Source organism: Pseudomonas sp. P108 (genome assembly GCF_032613195.1).
GTDB lineage: Bacteria > Pseudomonadota > Gammaproteobacteria > Pseudomonadales > Pseudomonadaceae > Aquipseudomonas.
This window is the reverse complement of sequence record NZ_CP126691.1, coordinates 2,306,732-2,325,438: the sequence shown is the minus strand read 5'-3', so window position 1 is coordinate 2,325,438 and position 18,707 is coordinate 2,306,732. Positions and strand designations below refer to the sequence as shown.

At 60.6% G+C, this 18,707-nt stretch carries 14 protein-coding genes; 2 read left to right on the top strand and 12 right to left on the bottom strand.

Annotated elements, in window-relative coordinates; translation table 11 throughout:
* Positions 1–7: 7 nt before the first annotated feature.
* From QOM10_RS10130 to leuC, 12 genes are all read right to left on the bottom strand, one after another.
* Complete coding sequence (locus QOM10_RS10130) at positions 8–658, bottom strand: SPOR domain-containing protein (protein ID WP_127926583.1); 651 nt, start codon at positions 656–658, stop codon at positions 8–10.
* Positions 642–1,949 (bottom strand): bifunctional tetrahydrofolate synthase/dihydrofolate synthase, encoded by a 1,308-nt coding sequence (gene folC, locus QOM10_RS10125; protein ID WP_127926582.1) that lies wholly within the window; start codon positions 1,947–1,949, stop codon positions 642–644. Before folC ends, QOM10_RS10130 begins: the two co-directional genes overlap by 17 nt.
* Positions 1,946–2,866, bottom strand: a complete 921-nt coding sequence (gene accD / locus QOM10_RS10120) for an acetyl-CoA carboxylase, carboxyltransferase subunit beta (RefSeq protein ID WP_016984535.1) — start codon at positions 2,864–2,866, stop codon at positions 1,946–1,948. Before accD ends, folC begins: the two co-directional genes overlap by 4 nt.
* 204 nt (positions 2,867–3,070) lie before the next feature.
* Entirely contained in the window at positions 3,071–3,697 is a 627-nt protein-coding gene (locus QOM10_RS10115) for a phosphoribosylanthranilate isomerase (protein ID WP_127926581.1), read from the bottom strand.
* Between the two features lie 65 nt (positions 3,698–3,762).
* Positions 3,763–4,587: a tRNA pseudouridine(38-40) synthase TruA gene (gene truA / locus QOM10_RS10110; RefSeq protein ID WP_034152768.1), complete on the bottom strand. Its 825-nt coding sequence runs from the start codon at positions 4,585–4,587 to the stop codon at positions 3,763–3,765.
* Between the two features lie 269 nt (positions 4,588–4,856).
* Positions 4,857–7,502, bottom strand: a complete 2,646-nt coding sequence (locus QOM10_RS10105) for a FimV/HubP family polar landmark protein (RefSeq protein ID WP_316917962.1) — start codon at positions 7,500–7,502, stop codon at positions 4,857–4,859.
* 208 nt (positions 7,503–7,710) lie between these two features.
* Positions 7,711–8,721 (bottom strand): aspartate-semialdehyde dehydrogenase, encoded by a 1,011-nt coding sequence (locus QOM10_RS10100; protein WP_316917961.1) that lies wholly within the window; start codon positions 8,719–8,721, stop codon positions 7,711–7,713.
* A 251-nt stretch (positions 8,722–8,972) separates the two neighbouring features.
* Positions 8,973–10,085 (bottom strand): aspartate-semialdehyde dehydrogenase, encoded by a 1,113-nt coding sequence (gene asd, locus QOM10_RS10095; protein ID WP_007913448.1) that lies wholly within the window; start codon positions 10,083–10,085, stop codon positions 8,973–8,975.
* Positions 10,086–10,151: 66 nt separating this feature from the next.
* The gene (leuB, locus tag QOM10_RS10090) at positions 10,152–11,234 is read right to left on the bottom strand and encodes a 3-isopropylmalate dehydrogenase (protein WP_003226430.1); all 1,083 of its coding nucleotides are present in this window, start codon (positions 11,232–11,234) and stop codon (positions 10,152–10,154) included.
* 54 nt (positions 11,235–11,288) lie between these two features.
* Positions 11,289–12,056: a class I SAM-dependent methyltransferase gene (locus QOM10_RS10085; protein WP_150751566.1), complete on the bottom strand. Its 768-nt coding sequence runs from the start codon at positions 12,054–12,056 to the stop codon at positions 11,289–11,291.
* A 135-nt stretch (positions 12,057–12,191) separates the two neighbouring features.
* Positions 12,192–12,836 carry a 3-isopropylmalate dehydratase small subunit gene (leuD, locus tag QOM10_RS10080; RefSeq protein ID WP_007913445.1) on the bottom strand — a complete coding sequence of 215 codons (645 nt, stop codon included), beginning with the start codon at positions 12,834–12,836 and terminating at the stop codon, positions 12,192–12,194.
* An 11-nt stretch (positions 12,837–12,847) separates the two neighbouring features.
* Positions 12,848–14,266, bottom strand: coding sequence for a 3-isopropylmalate dehydratase large subunit (gene leuC, locus QOM10_RS10075; protein WP_316917960.1), 1,419 nt, complete (start codon positions 14,264–14,266; stop codon positions 12,848–12,850).
* Between the two features lie 140 nt (positions 14,267–14,406).
* Between leuC and QOM10_RS10070 the strand changes: the two genes are divergently transcribed.
* Positions 14,407–15,291, top strand: a complete 885-nt coding sequence (locus tag QOM10_RS10070) for a LysR family transcriptional regulator (protein WP_095124821.1) — start codon at positions 14,407–14,409, stop codon at positions 15,289–15,291.
* 74 nt (positions 15,292–15,365) lie between these two features.
* Positions 15,366–18,644, top strand: coding sequence for a bifunctional diguanylate cyclase/phosphodiesterase (locus QOM10_RS10065; protein WP_127926576.1), 3,279 nt, complete (start codon positions 15,366–15,368; stop codon positions 18,642–18,644).
* The last annotated feature ends 63 nt before the right edge of the window (positions 18,645–18,707 follow it).

Here is an 18,707-nt window from a genome sequence, read left to right as displayed (position 1 = left end):
ATAGTTTTTAACCGCGCTCAGGCTGGAAGCGCACAACAAAACCCTTGAGGTTCTGCTGACGACCCAACAGATCACGCAGACGATCGGCTTCGGCACGCTCGATCAGCGGACCGACAAACACCCGATTTTTGCCATCGGCCGAACGGATATAGGCGTTATAGCCTTGGCTGCGCAGGGTTTTCTGCAGACTCTCGGCACTGGCGCGACTCGACAGACTGGCCAGTTGCACCGACCAGCTCACCGACAGACCGTTGGCATCGACGCGGCTTTGCGTGGTGTCGGGCTTACTCGATGCAGAGGTAATCGGCTGGGCTGGCGCAGGAATCGGCTTGGCCACCGCGGGCGGCGCAACAGGCTTGGTGATCATGATGGGAGCCGTTGGTGCCGGTGCGACGGGCGCAGCAGGCGCCGTGTCTTCGGCGACCTCTTCATCCGTTGGCACTGGCTCTTGCGGCAAGGCTTGCGGCTCGGGAACAGCCACGGTTTCCATTTGCACTTGCGGCACGACAGGCGCTTGCGGAGCGGCAGGCGCCTCGACCGTCACCTGACGCTGCTCATCCTGACGGGAAAACAGCATCGGCAGGAAAATCACCGCCAGCGCAACCAGCACCAAAGCGCCAACCATGCGCTGCTTGTACGCTTTATCCAGCAAAGCCATTTGCCGCTTCCTCCGTGGAGCGCCGGGACAGCCATTCGAGGGCCTCGGCGACACAATAAAATGATCCGAACAACAGAATCTCGTCGTCGCTGGTAGCTACTGCGCACTGCCCTTCCAGTGCGGCCGCGACACTGTCATAAGACGTGACAGCGGCACCAAGGTTCTGCAATGCCGCGTGCAACTCAGCCACAGGGCGCGCGCGCGGTGAATCCAGCGGCGCCACAGCCCAGTGCTGGACACTAGCATTCAATTCGCTGACAACACCATCCAGATCCTTGTCCGACAGCAAACCAAATACCGCCAGACGCTTGCCGACCGGTGGGCGCGAGGCCAGACGACGGGCCAGATACTCGGCGGCATGCGGGTTATGCCCGACATCCAGCAACAGGTTCAGACGCTTGCCGTTCCACTCGAACGAGCGGCGATCCAGTCGACCGACCACACGAGTCGCCTGCAACGCCGCCACAATCTGCTGCGCATTCCACGGCAAACCGAGCAGCAAGTACGCCTGCAACGCCAACGCGGCGTTTTCCATCGGCAGATCGAGCAGCGGCAAATCACGCAATTCGACAGCCTGCCCTTGCGCATCGGTACCGCGCCACTGCCAGTGCTGATCAGTGATGCCGAGATCGAAGTCACGCCCACGCAGGAAGAACGGACAGGCCAGTTCACGCGCCTTGTCGAGCAACGGTTGCGGAGGATTCAGATCGCCGCACAAGGCAGGTTTGCCCTGACGGAAAATTCCGGCTTTCTCGAAAGCCACGGATTCGCGGGTGTCGCCCAGATAATCGGCGTGATCGACGCCGATGCTGGTGACCAGCGCAATATCGGCATCGACCACGTTAACCGTGTCCAGACGCCCACCCAGACCGACTTCCAGCACCACCGCATCAAGCCCGGACTGCTGAAACAGCCAGAACGCCGCGAGGGTGCCCATTTCGAAGTAAGTCAGGGAAGTGTCGCCGCGCCCGGCCTCGACTGCTGCAAAGGCTTCGCACAGCTGCGCGTCAGTGGCTTCGAGGCCATTGAGCTGCACCCGCTCGTTGTAACGCAGCAGGTGCGGAGAATTGTAGACACCAACGCTCAGGCCCTGCGCCCGCAGCAATGAAGCCACGAAAGCGCAGGTCGAACCCTTGCCGTTGGTGCCGGTGACCGTGATCACCCGAGGCGCCGGCTGGCCCAGCCCCATGCGGGACGCTACCTGTTGCGAACGTTCCAGGCCCATGTCGATGGCCGACGGATGCAACTGCTCAAGGTAGGCGAGCCATTCGCCAAGGGTGCGCTCGGTCATAGGCCAGCAGGTACCGGTGGAACCACAATCGGCTCGATTGGCGCGGCGACGAATTTCGGCGTCGGCTTGCCAGTCATTTGTGCCAGCAGGTTACCCAGACGCGGGCGCAGTTCCTGACGGTGGATGATCATGTCGATTGCACCGTGTTCCAGCAGGAATTCGCTGCGCTGGAAGCCTTCCGGCAGCTTTTCACGCACGGTTTGCTCGATAACACGCGGACCGGCGAAGCCGATCAGGGCTTTCGGCTCACCGACGATGACGTCGCCGAGCATCGCCAGACTCGCGGAAACACCGCCGTAGACCGGATCGGTCAGTACGGAGATGAATGGAATGCCTTCTTCACGCAGGCGTGCCAGCACTGCCGAGGTCTTGGCCATCTGCATCAACGAGATCAGCGCTTCCTGCATGCGCGCACCGCCGGAAGCGGCGAAGCAGATCATCGGGCAGCGGTTTTCCAGGGCGTAGTTGGCCGCGCGTACGAAGCGCTCACCGACGATGGCGCCCATGGAACCGCCCATGAAGCTGAATTCAAACGCCGAAACCACCACCGGCATGCCCAGCAAGGTGCCGCTGACGGAGATCAGCGCGTCTTTTTCGCCGGTCTGCTTCTGTGCAGCGGTCAGGCGATCCTTGTACTTCTTGCCGTCGCGGAATTTCAGACGGTCAACCGGCTCCAGATCGGCGCCCAGTTCGTTGCGACCTTCAGCATCGAGGAAGATGTCGATGCGTGCACGTGCGCCGATGCGCATGTGGTGGTTGCATTTAGGGCAAACGTCCAGGGTCTTTTCCAGCTCCGGACGATACAGCACCGCCTCGCAAGACGGGCATTTGTGCCACAGACCTTCAGGGACCGAGCTCTTCTTGACCTCGGAACGCATGATCGAAGGGATCAGTTTGTCTACTAACCAGTTGCTCATGCTTTCTTTCTCCAGTACCGGCGGCCCGAACGCTCTGGTTCGCAGCCCCGCGTATGCCCTTCAGCTAAATTCATGTGTGTGGCGATGGTTGATGGACAGCCACGGTCAGCGCGAAACATGACCTGCGTGCGATCCAGAAACCCTCAGCCGCGCCTGCTTTGTGCAAGTGCATTGATGGACGGCGGCAGACTGCCAGCCGTCACATCAATATGGCGCTTTGCGTACAGCGTCGATGAACGCCCGAACCTTTGCGTGATCCTTGATACCCTTGCTTGCCTCTACTCCACCACTGACGTCTACCGCATAGGGTTTTACCCGAGCCACGGCATCTGCGACGTTCTCCGGCGTCAAACCACCCGCGAGAATCAACGGTTTGCTCAAAACCTGCGGAATCAATGACCAGTCGAACGCCTCACCGGTTCCGCCGGGCACACCTTCGACATAAGTGTCGAGCAGCACGCCGCTGGCACTCGGGTAGGCATCAACCGCTGCCGCAATGTCATCGCCGGCCTTGACCCGCAACGCCTTGATGTACGGACGATGCCAGCCTTCACAATCTTCAGCGACTTCATCGCCATGGAACTGCAACAGATCCAGCGGCACTGCATCGAGGATTTCCCCCAACTCGCAGCGACTGGCGTTGACGAACAGGCCCACGGTGGTTACGAACGGCGGCAATGCCTGAATAATCGCCCGCGCCTGCTGCACGGTGACAGCACGTGGACTCTTTGCGTAGAACACAAACCCGATCGCATCCGCCCCGGCCTCAACGGCGGCCAGCGCATCTTCTATGCGGGTAATCCCGCAGATCTTGCTGCGAACGGCTGACATTTCGAGAAAAACTCCGAGGCAAAATCCGGGAAAGTCCCGGATGGTAACAAAAGCGTTCGAGGGCGTCAGCCGTCAAGTTCGGAGAAACCCGTAAGGAAATGTGGCCCGATAAAACGCTCGGGCAACGGGAATTCATCGTGGTACTCGACCTGCACCAGATACAAGCCGTACGGATGCGCCGTGACACCGCCGGAACGGCGCTCGCGGCTTTCCAGCACTTCCTTCATCCACTCCACCGGGCGCTCGCCGGCACCGATGGTCATCAGCACGCCAGCGATATTGCGCACCATGTGATGCAGGAACGCATTGGCGCGGATGTCGAGCACGATCATCTTGCCGTGCCGGGTCACGCGCAGATGATGCATCTTCTTGATCGGCGACTTGGCCTGGCACTGGCCGGCGCGAAAAGCACTGAAATCGTGAGTGCCGATCAAGTACTGTGCAGCCTCGGCCATGCGCTCGACGTCCAGCGGGCGGTGGTTCCAGGTGATTTCTTCGTTGAGATGCGCCGGGCGGATCTGATCGTTGTAGATCACATAGCGATAACGCCGCGCGATGGCTTTGAACCGCGCGTGAAAATGCGCCGGCATCACCCGCGCCCAACTGACGCTGATGTCATGCGGCAGATTGATATTGGCGCCCATGACCCAGGCCTTCAGCGAACGATCGACCGTCGTATCGAAATGCACCACTTGTCCGCAGGCATGCACGCCGGCGTCGGTGCGCCCGGCGCACTGCAGCGAAACCGGCGAATTGGCGACTTTCGACAGGGCTTTTTCGAGTTCTTCCTGGACCGTCGCCACACCTGTCAATTGACGCTGCCAGCCGCTGTAGCGCGAGCCTTTGTACTCAACGCCCAGCGCGACGCGGTAAAAGCCGTCGGGGGCCATTTCGGCGACCGGGTTATCTATGTTTGCCAATGTGGGACAGCCTGCTGTTTGTGCAAAGGCGGGCATTATAAGGCTGTGGTTCAGGGATGCCAGAACTCTCTATTGGCAGTTCTGGCCCTATCGCGAGCAGGCTCACTCCTACAGGGGAACACATTCCAAATGTAGGAGTGAGCCTGCTCGCGATAGCAATCCTTCAGACACCACTGAATCCGGCCCAAACAAAAACGGCAGCCTCAATGGGCTGCCGCTTTCGTTTACCGCTGGACTTACTACAAACTCGAAAGCATGTCCTTGGCCTCGCCACGCTGTTTCTCGTCACCCTCGGTCAACACTTCGTTGAGGATGTCGCGCGCACCGTCACTGTCGCCCATGTCGATGTAGGCCTGAGCCAGATCAAGCTTGGTCGCCGCTTCATCGGTGCCGGCGAGGAAGTCGAAATCGTCTTCGCCAAGATCATCACCCTTCATGGCATCGGCTTCGGTGAAGGTCGGCTCGGCCAGGCTTTGCGACAGGCGATCCAGCTCGGCGTTGACATCATCCAGTTCGGTAGCGAACGCATCAGGTTCGGCCGCAGGATTGCTGTCCATTTCGTCGGCCAGCGACAGATCGAAGTCGGCCGGCAGCTCCAGATCATCCTGTGGCACGTCAGCCACCACCGGTGCCTCGACCGGCGGCAGATCCTTCACGCCTTCGTCCAGATCCAGCAGGAAGTCATCGTCCGCCAGGTCAACTGCCGGAGCCGCCGGCTCGGCACCGAGGTCCAGATCAAGGTCGAAGTCCGACAGGTCATCCAGATTCTCTTTGATATCGGTCTGCTGTTGCAGCACCGATTCGAAGCTCAGGTCATCGTCGGACGGGAATTCGTCCAGCTCGACCGGCGCTTCCGGCTCAACCACGGGCGCAGGCTCTACCGGGGTGATGTTATCGAGATCGTCCAGGCTCAGATCAAACGCGCTGTCCAGGTCATCTTCAGCCGGCGCTGGCGCAGGTGCTTCTGGCTCGTCCAGCAGCAGATCCTTGACGTATTGCGCGTCCAGCTCGGCGGCCACCGCAGCAGCGGCCAGACCCGAAGCCGCGACCACGGCCATGGCCGGGAAGCGGCTTTTCAGCTCTTCGACCTTGGCGAAGTTGTCGCCATTGGCCACCAGCTGACGCTCTTGACCGACGAACGCATCGCGATCGCCCTGCTGACCGTAGACTTCCATCAGCTTCAGACGCAGATCACTGCGCTGCGGCTCCAGGCTGACGCCTTCTTCCAGCAACGCGGCAGCCTGATTCAGGCGACCGGCGTTGATGTGCGATTGCGCCTTGTCGAGCACGTCATCGGAACGTTCGGCGGCCGGTGCCACCAGCGGCGCGGCGATCGGCTCAGCCATCACGATCGGCGCCACTACCGGAGCCACGACTGGAGCAGGAGCAGGCGCCGGGGTGTTGAGCTTGACGCTCGCCGCCGGGGTTTCCAGACCTTCGAAGCTGCTTTCCGGCAGATCCTGCTCGGCGGAGAACTCTTGCTCTTCCGACAGGGCGCGGGCCATGCGCAGATGTTTCTCGGCTTCCTGCTGAGCTTTGCGGCGACGTGCCAGCAGCAACAGCAGGAGCAGCAGAACCACCGCACCACCACCGACAAGCCCCAGCAGAATCGGGTTGGTCAGCAGCTCATTGAAGGTTTTCTCTTCATCGACAGGCTGCTTCGGCGCGACCACTGGCTCGACGACTGGTGTTTCAGCCGGCGGCGCAATCGCCGACTCTGGCGTCGGCGCCGCTTCTGCCGGAGTGGCTGGCGGCGTGGCGGCCAGTTCAGCCGTGATTGCAGGCACCGCTGGTGCAGCAGCGTCGGCGGCTGGCGCAGCGCCCGCCCCTTCAGCCTGCAGTTTCGCCAGTTGATTGTTTTTCAGCTCGATCAGTTTTTGCAGCTTGTCCATCTGGCTTTGCAGATCGGACATGCGGCTTTTCAGTTCCTCGTTATCACGACGGGTCGTGTCGAGGCTTTCCTGAGTGACCGCAAGCTTGTTACTCAGCGCCTTGGCGTCACCCGCCGGGCCTTTACCGCGCGCCTTGGCGCTTTCAGCGGAGACCAGACTCAGATTGTCCTGGGCATTCTGTGCTGCACCGGTATTGCCACGACCACGGTTGGTCGCATCGAGTTGCTGCTGACCGGTGCCCGGCTTCGCCACGTAACGACGGCCCGAGCGCCAGGCCTCGTTCTGCGCCGCGACTTCGGCAATGGCCTTGGACTGTGGCAACGCCGTGCTCTGCACCGCATCCGGCAGGCGCAATACCTGGCCAGTTTTCAAACGGTTGATGTTGCCGCCGATGAACGCATCAGGGTTCAACGCTTGAATCGCCAGCATGGTCTGCTGCACCGAACCACCGTTGCGCGCCTTCGCGGCGATTTCCCAGAGGGTATCGCGCGGCGTGGTGGTGTATTGCGTCGGGTGCGTGGCGCCAGTGGTCGGTGCGGTGATGGTCTGCGACGGCGCCGGTTGTGCGGCGGCGTCAGCGGTCTCTGGCGAGAACTTCGATGGATCCAGCAGCACACTGTAATCGCGCAGCAAACGGCCGTTCGGCCACATCACCTGCACGAGGAATTTGACCATCGGCTCCGACAGCGGCTTGCTCGACGTTACGCGCAGCACGCTTTTGCCACTGGCGTTGAGTACCGGAGTGAAGGTCAGGTCATTGAGGAAGGCCTGACGATCGACGCCGGCCTTGGTGAAATCTTCAGGGGAAGCCAGGCTCGGCACCACTTCGGCAGCGGTGAGATCCTTGACGTCGAGCAGCTCGATTTCAGCCACCAGCGGCTGGTTCAGGGTCGACTTCAGGGTCAGCTCCCCGAGCCCGAGGGCATGCGCCATACCGGAGGACAGCGCCGAGGCGGCCGCTATTGCTAACACCAGTTTGCGAACTTGAACCATAGCCTCATCCTTTGTTTGAACGTTCCTCGGCCAGCGAGAAGATGTTGAATACCGCTGCCGTAAGGCATTGCGCGCGACGACGACAGATGTCGCGCGCGATCATTTCTTTGATGCCCCGGAATGTCCCGGAGGGTGACACGTTATCAAGCAATCTGGGCAAGCATAGCGCTCACCTAGAATCAGTCGACAAATTGTTGCCAAGTATCTTTTACAGCAGGTCTTTTATCAACAACTCAGCCACCTGCACAGCGTTCAGGGCCGCGCCTTTGCGTACGTTATCTGACGTCAGCCACAGATTTAGTTCCGCCGGGTCGTCGACACCGCTGCGCACGCGACCGACATAGACAACGTCCTGCCCCACCGCGTCACCGACCGCTGTCGGATAATCGCCGGCCTCGACCAACTCGATACCCGGCGCATCTTCGAGTGCAGCGTTGACTTTTGCCAGGTCGACAGCCGACGTTGACTGCAAGGTCACGCTAAAGCTATCGCCAAAAAACACCGGGGCTTGAACGCAAGTTGCGGAAATCTTTAATAAAGGCTTGGCCAGCACCTGACGCAACTCGCGCACCAGGCATTTTTCCAGCAGCGTGTGGCCCTGCGCGTCAGGCGTGCCGACCTGGGCCAGCAGGTTGAAGGCCATCTGCCGGTCGAAGAAAGTCGGCTCCAATGGGCGCATGTTCAACAGCTCGGCGGTCTGCCGCGCCAGCTCGGTCACAGCTTCACGACCCTGCGCGGAAACAGCCAGATTGGCGGTGACGTTGACATATTGCAGGTCAATGAGATCGAGCAGCGGCGCCAATACCACGGCCAGCGAAGTAGCCGACGGACTTGGGCTGCTGACCTGGAACGGTGCTTTCAAAGCGGCGAGCACTTTGGCATTGGCTTCCGGCACCACTTGCGGCGCCTGATCGGCCGGCAAGGCGCCGGACAGGTCGATCAGCGAGCAACCGGCGGCATGAGCGCGCGCAGCGTAGCTCAAAGTGATCGCCGGGCCAGCAGCGAAGAACACCAGTTTGACCTTGCTGAAATCGAACTCGTCGACTTCGCGAACGCGCACGTTCTTGTTGCGGAACAGCACCGAGCTGCCGGCAGATTCGCTGCTGGCCAGCAGATGCAGGTTGCCGACCGGGAAGTCGCGTTCTTCGAGAATCTGTACGAGGGTTTCGCCGACAGTACCGGTGGCGCCAATCACGGCAATATCTAGGGTCTGGGTCATGGTGCGAGCCTCTGGCGAAACGGGGGGAGCGGCACTTTACCGGGTGACTGGCGCACAGGCAATTTCTGCCCTACATTTGCGGCGGCTGTACCGGCCTCTTCGCGAGCAGGCTCGCTCCCACATTTGAAATGCATTCCCCCTGTGGGAGCGAGCCTGCTCGCGAAGGGGCCAGACCAGGCAACCGAGAAATCCAAAGCATAAAAAAACCCGCACCTCTCACAAGGCACGGGTTCTTTCATTGCTTCAAACGATCAACGCTCAAGCAAAATCCGCAGCATGCGACGCAGCGGTTCGGCCGCGCCCCACAGCAGTTGGTCGCCGACGGTGAAGGCACCGACGAATTGCGAACCCATGTTCAGCTTGCGCAGACGACCCACCGGAACATTCAGGGTGCCGGTGACCTTGGTCGGGCTCAGCTCCTGCATGCTGATTTCGCGCTGGTTCGGCACCAGTTTGACCCAAGGGTTGTGCTGGCTGATCAGCCCTTCGATGTCGGCGATCGGCACGTCTTTGTTCAGCTTGATGGTCAGCGCCTGGCTGTGGCAACGCATGGCGCCGATGCGCACGCAGATGCCGTCGACCGGGATCGGGCTCTTGAAGCGACCGAGGATCTTGTTGGTCTCGGCCTGAGCTTTCCACTCTTCGCGGCTCTGGCCGTTCGGCAGTTCCTTGTCGATCCACGGGATCAGGCTGCCGGCCAAAGGTACGCCGAAGTTTTCGGTCGGGTACGCTTCGCTGCGCATGGCGTCGGCCACACGGCGGTCGATGTCGAGGATCGCGCTGGCCGGATCGGCCAGTTGATCGGCGACCGCGGCGTGGGTCGCGCCCATTTGCTTGATCAGTTCACGCATGTTCTGCGCGCCGGCACCGGAGGCCGCCTGATAGGTCATGGCGCTCATCCACTCGACCAGACCGGCCTCGAACAGACCACCCAGGCCCATCAGCATCAAGCTGACGGTGCAGTTGCCGCCGATGTAGTTCTTGGTGCCCGCGTCAAGTTGCTGGTCGATGACCTTGCGGTTGACCGGATCAAGAATGATCACCGCGTCATCGTTCATGCGCAGGCTCGAGGCCGCGTCGATCCAGTAACCCTGCCAGCCGGCTTCGCGCAGCTTCGGGAACACTTCGCTGGTGTAGTCGCCGCCCTGGCAGGTCAGAATCACGTCGAGGGTCTTCAGCTCATCAATGCTGTAAGCATCCTTGAGCGGAGCAATGTCCTTGCCCACGGACGGGCCTTGGCCACCGACGTTGGACGTGGTGAAAAACACCGGCTCGATTAGATCGAAATCCTGCTCTTCCAGCATCCGCTGCATGAGCACGGAACCGACCATCCCGCGCCAACCGATCAGACCTACACGTTTCATCGCAACTACACCTTCTTGAAAAGTGGGCCGCTGCTTTGTATTGAATTTCGCAGCGGGCCCGAGAGATTACAGATTCCGCAGCGCGGCGACTACTGCGTCGCCCATTTCCTGCGTACCGACTTTGGTGCAACCGGCCGAATAGATGTCGCCAGTGCGCAGGCCTTGATCCAGCACCACGCTCACGGCTTTCTCGATGGCATCGGCCGCGTCATGCAGATTGAAGCTGTAACGCAACATCATCGACACCGACAGAATGGTCGCCAACGGGTTGGCAATGCCTTTACCGGCGATGTCCGGAGCGGAACCGTGGCAAGGCTCGTACATGCCCTTGTTGTTGGAATCCAGCGAGGCCGACGGCAGCATGCCGATGGAACCGGTGAGCATCGACGCTTCGTCGGACAGGATGTCGCCGAACATATTGTCGGTGACGATCACGTCGAACTGCTTCGGTGCGCGCACCAGTTGCATGGCGGCGTTGTCGACGTACATGTGGCTCAGTTCGACTTCCGGGTAATCCTTGGCCACTTGCTCGACCACTTCACGCCACAGTTGGCTGGAGGCCAGCACGTTGGCCTTGTCCACCGAGCAGAGCTTCTTGCCGCGAACCATGGCCATGTCGAAACCGACACGGGCGATGCGGCGGATTTCGCTTTCGCTGTACGGCAGCGTGTCGTAGGACTGACGCTCGCCGTTTTCCAGAGTACGGGTGCCGCGTGGCGCGCCGAAGTAGATGCCACCGGTCAGCTCACGAACGATGAGGATGTCCAGACCGGCAACGATTTCCGGCTTCAGGCTCGAAGCATCGGCCAGTTGCGGGTACAGGATCGCCGGACGCAGGTTGCCGAACAGACCCAGTTGCGCACGAATTTTCAGCAAGCCGCGCTCAGGGCGGATGTCACGTTCGATGGTGTCCCATTTCGGGCCGCCAACGGCGCCCAACAGCACAGCGTCGGCAGCACGAGCGCGGTCGAGGGTTTCGTCGGCCAGCGGCACGCCGTGCTTGTCGATGGCGGCGCCACCGATCACGTCATGGCTCAGCTCGAAGCCCAGGCTGTATTTGTCGTTGGCCAGTTCCAGCACCTTGACCGCTTCGGCCATGATTTCCGGACCAATACCGTCACCTGGGAGAATCAGAATCTGCTTGCTCATGCTTTCCTCGTGTCTTCAGTCGGTGCGCCTTTACCGGCACGCCCGGAAAAATTCTTATCGCTCGGCCATCAGCACGATGACATCTGTACTGAACGAACCATCGGCATCAATCTCAAAATATTCGCGCACTTCGTTGCCCATCGACTGCTGCAACTGGCGGATCGCTGCGCGCATCACTTGCGGCGTGCGCATGCGCTCAACCCAACTGGTGTACTCCAGACGCAGACGCTGACGCGTGGTGCGGCGTACATGCAAACCAGCCTCGCTGACCTGACGCAGCCACTCGGCGCCTGAATAATCGCGCACGTGGCTGGTGTCGCGCAGCACTTCGACGCTTTGCAGGTAAGTGTCGAACAACGGACTGCCCGGTGACAACACATCAACGAACGCCGCCACACCGCCCGGCTTCAGCACCCGACGCACCTCGCGCAGGGCCACGCCGAGATCGCTCCAGTGATGCGCCGAATAACGGCTGAACACGAAGTCGAACTCGCCATCGGCAAACGGCAGACGCTCGGCGGCGCCGTTGACCGTGGCAATGTTGGTGAAACCGCGATCAACGGCCGCGGCGGCGACCACATCAAGCATCTGCTGCGACAGGTCGTAGGCGACCACTTCCCTGACCAGCGGCGCGATGTGAAAACTGACGTGACCGGCGCCGCAACCCAAGTCCAGCACCCGGGCCTCGCCCTGCCCGGCCAGCTCAGCCTGTAGCAGTGCGAATTCGGTGCCTTGAGCGTGAACGGCGCTGCTCAGGTAGGCAGCGGCCTGTTCACCGAATTGCTTTTGTACGACCTGGGTGTGCTGGGCGGTGCTGGTCATTGGGGACTTCCTTTTTAGGGTGAGTCTTGTGGTGCTTTTGAGGGCCTCATCGCGAGCAGGCTCACTCCTACAGGGGAACGCATTTCAAATGTAGGAGTGAGCCTGCTCGCGATGGCGCCATTCGCCATACGCAAATTATGCGTCGCGAAACAACCACGGCTGGCTCACACGGTGCTTGGCCTCAAACGTCGCAATTGCATCACCGTCCTGCAAGGTCAGACCAATATCGTCCAGACCATTCAACAGGCAGTGCTTACGGAACGCATCAATCTCAAAGCTGTACACCTTGCCATCCGGACGGGTGACGGTCTGCGCCTGCAGATCGACCTGCAATTGATAACCCGGCTCAGCCTCAACCTGCTTAAACAATTCATCGACTTCAGCGTCGCTCAAGATGATCGGCAACAAGCCGTTCTTGAAGCTGTTGTTGAAGAAGATATCGGCGTAGCTCGGCGCGATGATGCTGCGGAAACCGTATTCTTCCAGGGCCCACGGCGCGTGTTCACGGCTGGAGCCGCAACCGAAGTTCTCGCGGGCCAGCAACACGCTGGCGCCTTGGTAACGCTCGGCGTTGAGGACGAAGTCCTTGTTCAGCGGACGTTTGGAGTTGTCCTGATACGGCTGGCCGACATCGAGGTAACGCCACTCGTCAAACAGGTTCGGGCCGAAACCGGTGCGCTTGATCGACTTCAAAAACTGTTTCGGAATGATTTGGTCAGTGTCGACGTTGGCACGATCCAAAGGCGCGACAAGACCAGTGTGCTGGGTAAAAGCTTTCATGCTGCGCTCCTTTAAATCAATTCACGAACGTCGATGAAACGACCGTTCACCGCTGCCGCAGCCGCCATGGCCGGGCTGACGAGGTGGGTACGGCCACCGGCGCCCTGACGGCCTTCGAAGTTACGGTTGGAGGTCGAGGCGCAATGCTCGCCGGACTCCAAACGGTCCGGGTTCATCGCCAGGCACATCGAGCAACCCGGCTCACGCCATTCGAAACCGGCTTCGAGGAAAATCTTGTCGAGACCTTCGGCTTCTGCCTGAGCCTTGACCAGACCCGAGCCCGGCACCACGATCGCTTGCTTGATGGTCGAAGCGACTTTGCGCCCCTTGGCGATCACCGCCGCAGCGCGCAAGTCTTCAATCCGCGAGTTGGTGCAGGAACCGATGAATACACGATCCAGCTGAATGTCGGTGATCGCCTGATTGGCGGTCAAACCCATGTATTTCAAGGCGCGGACGATCGAGTCGCGTTTGACCAGATCCATCTCTTTGGCCGGATCCGGCACGTTCTGATCAACGGCCAAAACCATCTCAGGCGAAGTGCCCCAGCTGACTTGCGGCTTGATCTGCGCGGCGTCGAGTTCAACCACGGTGTCGAATTTGGCATCGGCGTCGGAGACCAGGTCTTTCCAGGCTTCGACGGCCATGTCCCATTCGGCGCCTTTCGGTGCAAACGGACGACCCTTCACGTAGTCGACCGTCTTCTGATCCGCAGCCACCAGACCGACGCGGGCGCCGGCTTCGATAGACATGTTGCAGATGGTCATGCGGCCTTCAACGGACAAATCGCGGATCGCGCTGCCAGCGAATTCGATGGCATGGCCGTTACCGCCGGCGGTGCCGATCTTGCCGATCACTGCGAGGACGATGTCCTTGGCGGTCACGCCGAACGGCAATTGCCCTTCAACGCGCACCAGCATGTTCTTCATTTTCTTCGCAACGAGGCACTGGGTGGCGAGCACGTGCTCGACCTCGGAAGTGCCGATACCGTGCGCCAGAGCGCCGAATGCGCCGTGGGTCGAGGTGTGCGAGTCGCCGCAGACCACGGTCATGCCCGGCATGGTTGCACCCTGCTCCGGGCTGATGACGTGGACGATGCCTTGGCGGACGTCGTTCATCTTGAACTCGACGATGCCGTATTCATCACAGTTGTCATCAAGGGTCTGAACCTGCAAGCGCGAGACCTGATCGGCAATGGCTTCGATGCCGCCCTTGCGCTCCGGGGTCGTCGGTACGTTGTGGTCCGGGGTCGCGATGTTGGCATCGATGCGCCAAGGCTTGCGCCCGGCCAGACGCAGGCCTTCGAAGGCTTGCGGCGAGGTCACTTCGTGAATGATGTGACGATCGATATAGATCAGCGCCGAGCCATCGTCGCGCTGCTTGACCAAATGCGAATCCCAGAGCTTGTCGTAGAGCGTTTTGCCGGCCATCAGACGGTTCCTCATCAGCTTGTTTCTATGCCCTGGGCTTATCAATAACCCTTTGGCTTGTGAGGCCGATCCTATGGGGTTAGATTAAATAACTCAAATTCATATTTTTTATGCTTTGGATAACCAACTGGAATACGAACATGGATCTGGCCAACCTCAACGCTTTTATCGCAATTGCCGAGACCGGCAGCTTCTCCGGCGCCGGCGAACGCCTGCACCTGACGCAGCCGGCGATCAGCAAACGCATCGCCGGGCTGGAGCAGCAATTGAAGGTGCGCCTGTTTGATCGGCTGGGCCGTGAAGTCGGCCTGACCGAGGCCGGCCGCGCCCTGCTGCCCCGGGCTTATCAGATTCTCAACGTGCTGGATGACACCCGCCGCGCGCTGACTAACCTGACCGGCGAAGTCAGCGGTCGCCTGACCCTCGCCACCAGTCACCACATCGGTTTGCACCGTTTGCCGCCTCTATTGAGGGAATTCACCCGCCGTTACCCACAGGTGGCGCTGGATATTCAGTTCCTCGATTCGGAAGTGGCCTACGAGGAAATTCTCCATGGCCGCGCCGAACTGGCGGTCATCACCCTCGCGCCGGAGCCGCACGCACTGGTCAAAGCCACGCCGGTGTGGGACGACCCGCTGGACTTTGTGGTCGCCCCGGAGCATTCGCTGATCAATAACGGCGCCGTCAGCCTGGCGGACATTGCCGGTCATCCGGCGGTTTTCCCCGGTGGCAACACCTTTACCCACCATATTGTCCAACGGTTATTCGAGGCTCAGGGCCTGACGCCGAACATCGCCATGAGCACCAACTACCTGGAAACCATCAAGATGATGGTCTCGATTGGCCTGGCCTGGAGCGTTTTGCCGCGCACCATGCTCGATGAGCAGGTGGCGAGCATCGCTTTACCGGGCATACAGCTCACTCGCCAGCTAGGCTATATCCTGCACACCGAACGGACGCTATCGAATGCGGCAAAAGCCTTTATGGCACTGCTCGACGCACAAATCGATCTGCCAGGGACTTGAGGCCAACTTGTGCTACTCCTATAGAGCCGCTGCTCCTGTGCCTAACGCCACCATCAGCTCAAGGCCTGTCCACAATGCCGAAATCTGTTGACCGAATTCCGCCGATGCCGCGTATTCAGGCGATTGACCCGCGTCATTCCGAGCAGAGCTGGGAAAGCGCGCCGCAATTGCTGGCGGCGCTCAACGGCGCGCGGCTCGGCGCCTGGTATTGGGACATCGAGCGCGGGCAGATCAGCTGGTCGCGCGGTACGCAGGCATTGTTCGGCTTCGATCCTCGGCAACCGTTGCCCGAAGATCTGGAATACCTCGACCTGTTGCCGCCGGAAGACCGGGCGAAAACCGTTCGCGCCTTCCACGCGGTAATTGCCGGTGCACCGCTGGAACAAGCGATGCACCACCGCATCCGCTGGCCTGACGGCAGCCTGCACTGGCTGGAAATCAGCGGCAGCCTGCTGCCGGATAAACACGGCCGCCCCCGAATGATCGGGGTGATTCGTGAAATCACCCACCAGCGTCAACGCGAACAGGCGCTGAGCAGCTCGGAGAAACGTTTCGCGACACTTTTTCACCTGTGCCCGAACATGGTCCTGCTGACCCGTCAGGAAGACGGCCTGATCAGCGAGGCCAATCAGTATTTCGAAAGCCTGTTCGGCTGGCCGGTACAAAGCGCTATTGGCCGCACCACGCTGGAACTGGGCCTGTGGGTGCACCCCGAGCAGCGCGCCGAACTGGTCAAGAAGACCAACACCAAGGGCGAACTGATCAGCATGGAGGTGCAGTTTCGCGCCAGCAACGGGCAAGTTCACGATGGCATTCTCAGTGCGCAGAAAGTCGAACTTGAAGGCCAGCCGTATCTGCTCAGCACCTTCCTCGACACCACCGAACGCAAAGCCGCCGAACACGCCTTGAAGGACAGCCAGGAACGCCTCGACCTGGCGCTGGACTCCGCGCAGCTAGGTACCTGGGACTGGCACATTCCCAGCGGCATGCTCTACGGCTCGGCCCGCGCCGCGCAACTGCACGGGCTCGAACCGATACCGTTTCATGAATCGTTCGAAGAGTTTTTCGAAGGCGTGCCCGGCGAAGAGCGCGACAGCATGCGCGACGCCTACCGCAGCCTGCGCGAAGGCCCGGCAGGCAATTACCAACTGACCTATCGCGTGCAACTGCCGGACGGCAGCTCGCGCTATCTGGAAAGTCGCGCGCGCCTCTATCGTGATGACAACGGCGCGCCGCTGCGCATGGCCGGCACGCTGCTCGACATCACCGATCAGGTCGAGCGCGAGCAGCGGCTGGTGGCCTCGGAAGAGAAATTCGCCACGCTGTTCCAGGTCAGCCCCGACCCGATCTGCGTCACCCGCCAGGACAGTGGCGAGTTCATCGAAATCAATAACAGCTTTACCCAGACCTTCGGCTGGAGCGCCACCGACGTCATTGGCCACACCGCCGAAGAAATCGGCCTGTGGGACGCCTCGGCGAAAAGCCTGCAGCGCATCGAGCGGGTGATCCGCGAACAGGGTTTGAGCAACGTCGCGATCATCGTCCAGCACAAGGACGGCCAGTCGCTGACCTGTGTGATTTCCAGCCGGCAGATCAGCGTCGGCGATCAGCCATGCATCGTTACGACCCTGCGCGACATTACCCAGCAGCAGCGCTCGGAAGCGGCACTGAAAGCCAGCGAAGAGAAATTCGCCAAAGCGTTCCACTCCAGCCCCGACGCGATCACCATCACCGAGCGCGACACCGGGCGTTATCTGGAGGTCAACGACGGTTTCTGCCGGCTCACCGGCTATCGCGCCGAAGAAGTGGTGGGCAAAACGGTGTATCAGGTGGGTATCTGGGCCGAAGAAAAGCAGCGCTCGGCATTACTCGCCGAGCTGCAGATCAAGGGCCGCGTGCACCATCAGGAAATGCTCGGCCGCAACAAGCGCGGCGAGTTGCTGACGGTGGAGGTTTCGATCGAACCAATCACCCTCAATGAAACCGCGTGCCTGTTGCTGACCGCGCGCGACGTCAGCCTGCTGAAAAATGCCGAAGCGCAGATTCGTCATCTGGCTTATCACGACCCGCTGACCAACCTGCCCAACCGCGCCTTGCTGATGGATCGCCTGAGCCAGCAGATCGCCCTGCTCAAGCGCCACAACCTGCGCGGTGCCTTGCTGTTTCTCGACCTTGATCACTTCAAGCACATCAACGATTCGCTCGGCCACCCGGTCGGCGACACGGTGCTGAAGATCATCACCGCGCGGCTCGAAGCCAGCGTGCGCATGGAAGACACGGTCGCGCGGCTCGGTGGCGACGAGTTCGTGGTATTGCTCAGCGGCCTCGAAGGTTCGCGTAACGACGTCAGCACACAAGTGCGCAATCTGGCCGACACTCTGCGCGAATTGTTGTCGGAACCGATGTTCCTCGACGGCCAACGCTTGCAGGTGACGCCGAGCATTGGCGTGGCGCTGATCCCCGATCACGGCTCGACGCCGACCGACTTGCTCAAACGCGCCGACATTGCCCTGTACCGGGCCAAGGACTCCGGACGCAACACCACGCAGATGTACCACAACACCATGCAGAAAGCGGCCAGCGAACGGCTGCGCATGGAGACCGACTTGCGCCTGGCGCTGTCGCGCGGTGAATTCAATGTGCACTTTCAGCCGCAGGTCGATGCCCGCGACGACCGCATCATCGGCGCCGAAGCGCTGGTGCGCTGGAATCACCCGGAGCTGGGTGCGCAATCACCCACCGAATTCATCAAGGTGCTGGAAGACAGCGGCCTGATTCTCGAGGTCGGCACGTGGATCCTCGACGAGGCCTGCAATGCCTTCAAACAACTGATCGCACTGAAACTGGTCGACCCGCTCAAGTTCAGCCTGTGCGTGAACATCAGCCCGCGACAGTTCCGCCAGAACGATTTTGTCGAGCGCATCGAGCACAGCATGACCAGCCACGGTCTGCCCTGCTCGCTGCTGAAACTGGAAATCACCGAAGGCATCGTCATCCAGAACCTGGAAGACACCATCAGCAAAATGCGCCGGCTGAAAAAGCTCGGTGTGAGTTTCGCCATGGATGACTTCGGCACCGGCTATTCGTCGCTGACTTACCTCAAGCGGCTACCGGTGGACACGCTGAAAATCGATCAGTCGTTTATTCGTGATGCAACCACTGACCCCAACGACGCCGAGATCATTCGCGCGATTGTCGCCATGGCGCGCAGTCTGGAGCTGGAGGTGATTGCCGAAGGTGTGGAGACCCGCGAACAACTGGCGTTCCTGCAGGGTTTGGGCTGCCATTTGTATCAGGGTTATCTGCACAGTCGACCGGTTGCGCTGGAGGATCTGAAAAAGCTCCTGCCATAACCGGTGCACGTTGCAACAGACGCGCAATTGCCACGATTTGCGGCAACCTGTAGGGTCGCGTTT

Excerpts from the sequence above, each read along its gene's own strand:
- accD (WP_016984535.1), bottom strand. The coding sequence starts at position 2,866 with ATGAGCAACTGGTTAGTAGACAAACTGATCCCTTCGATCATGCGTTCC.
- QOM10_RS10130 (WP_127926583.1), bottom strand. The coding sequence starts at position 658 with ATGGCTTTGCTGGATAAAGCGTACAAGCAGCGCATGGTTGGCGCTTTG.
- QOM10_RS10115 (WP_127926581.1), bottom strand. The coding sequence starts at position 3,697 with ATGTCAGCCGTTCGCAGCAAGATCTGCGGGATTACCCGCATAGAAGAT.
- leuD (WP_007913445.1), bottom strand. The coding sequence starts at position 12,836 with ATGAAAGCTTTTACCCAGCACACTGGTCTTGTCGCGCCTTTGGATCGT.
- leuB (WP_003226430.1), bottom strand. The coding sequence starts at position 11,234 with ATGAGCAAGCAGATTCTGATTCTCCCAGGTGACGGTATTGGTCCGGAA.
- leuC (WP_316917960.1), bottom strand. The coding sequence starts at position 14,266 with ATGGCCGGCAAAACGCTCTACGACAAGCTCTGGGATTCGCATTTGGTC.
- QOM10_RS10065 (WP_127926576.1), top strand. The coding sequence starts at position 15,366 with ATGCCGAAATCTGTTGACCGAATTCCGCCGATGCCGCGTATTCAGGCG.
- QOM10_RS10070 (WP_095124821.1), top strand. The coding sequence starts at position 14,407 with ATGGATCTGGCCAACCTCAACGCTTTTATCGCAATTGCCGAGACCGGC.
- QOM10_RS10100 (WP_316917961.1), bottom strand. The coding sequence starts at position 8,721 with ATGACCCAGACCCTAGATATTGCCGTGATTGGCGCCACCGGTACTGTC.
- folC (WP_127926582.1), bottom strand. The coding sequence starts at position 1,949 with ATGACCGAGCGCACCCTTGGCGAATGGCTCGCCTACCTTGAGCAGTTG.
- asd (WP_007913448.1), bottom strand. The coding sequence starts at position 10,085 with ATGAAACGTGTAGGTCTGATCGGTTGGCGCGGGATGGTCGGTTCCGTG.
- truA (WP_034152768.1), bottom strand. The coding sequence starts at position 4,587 with ATGGCCCCCGACGGCTTTTACCGCGTCGCGCTGGGCGTTGAGTACAAA.
- QOM10_RS10105 (WP_316917962.1), bottom strand. The coding sequence starts at position 7,502 with ATGGTTCAAGTTCGCAAACTGGTGTTAGCAATAGCGGCCGCCTCGGCG.
- QOM10_RS10085 (WP_150751566.1), bottom strand. The coding sequence starts at position 12,056 with ATGACCAGCACCGCCCAGCACACCCAGGTCGTACAAAAGCAATTCGGT.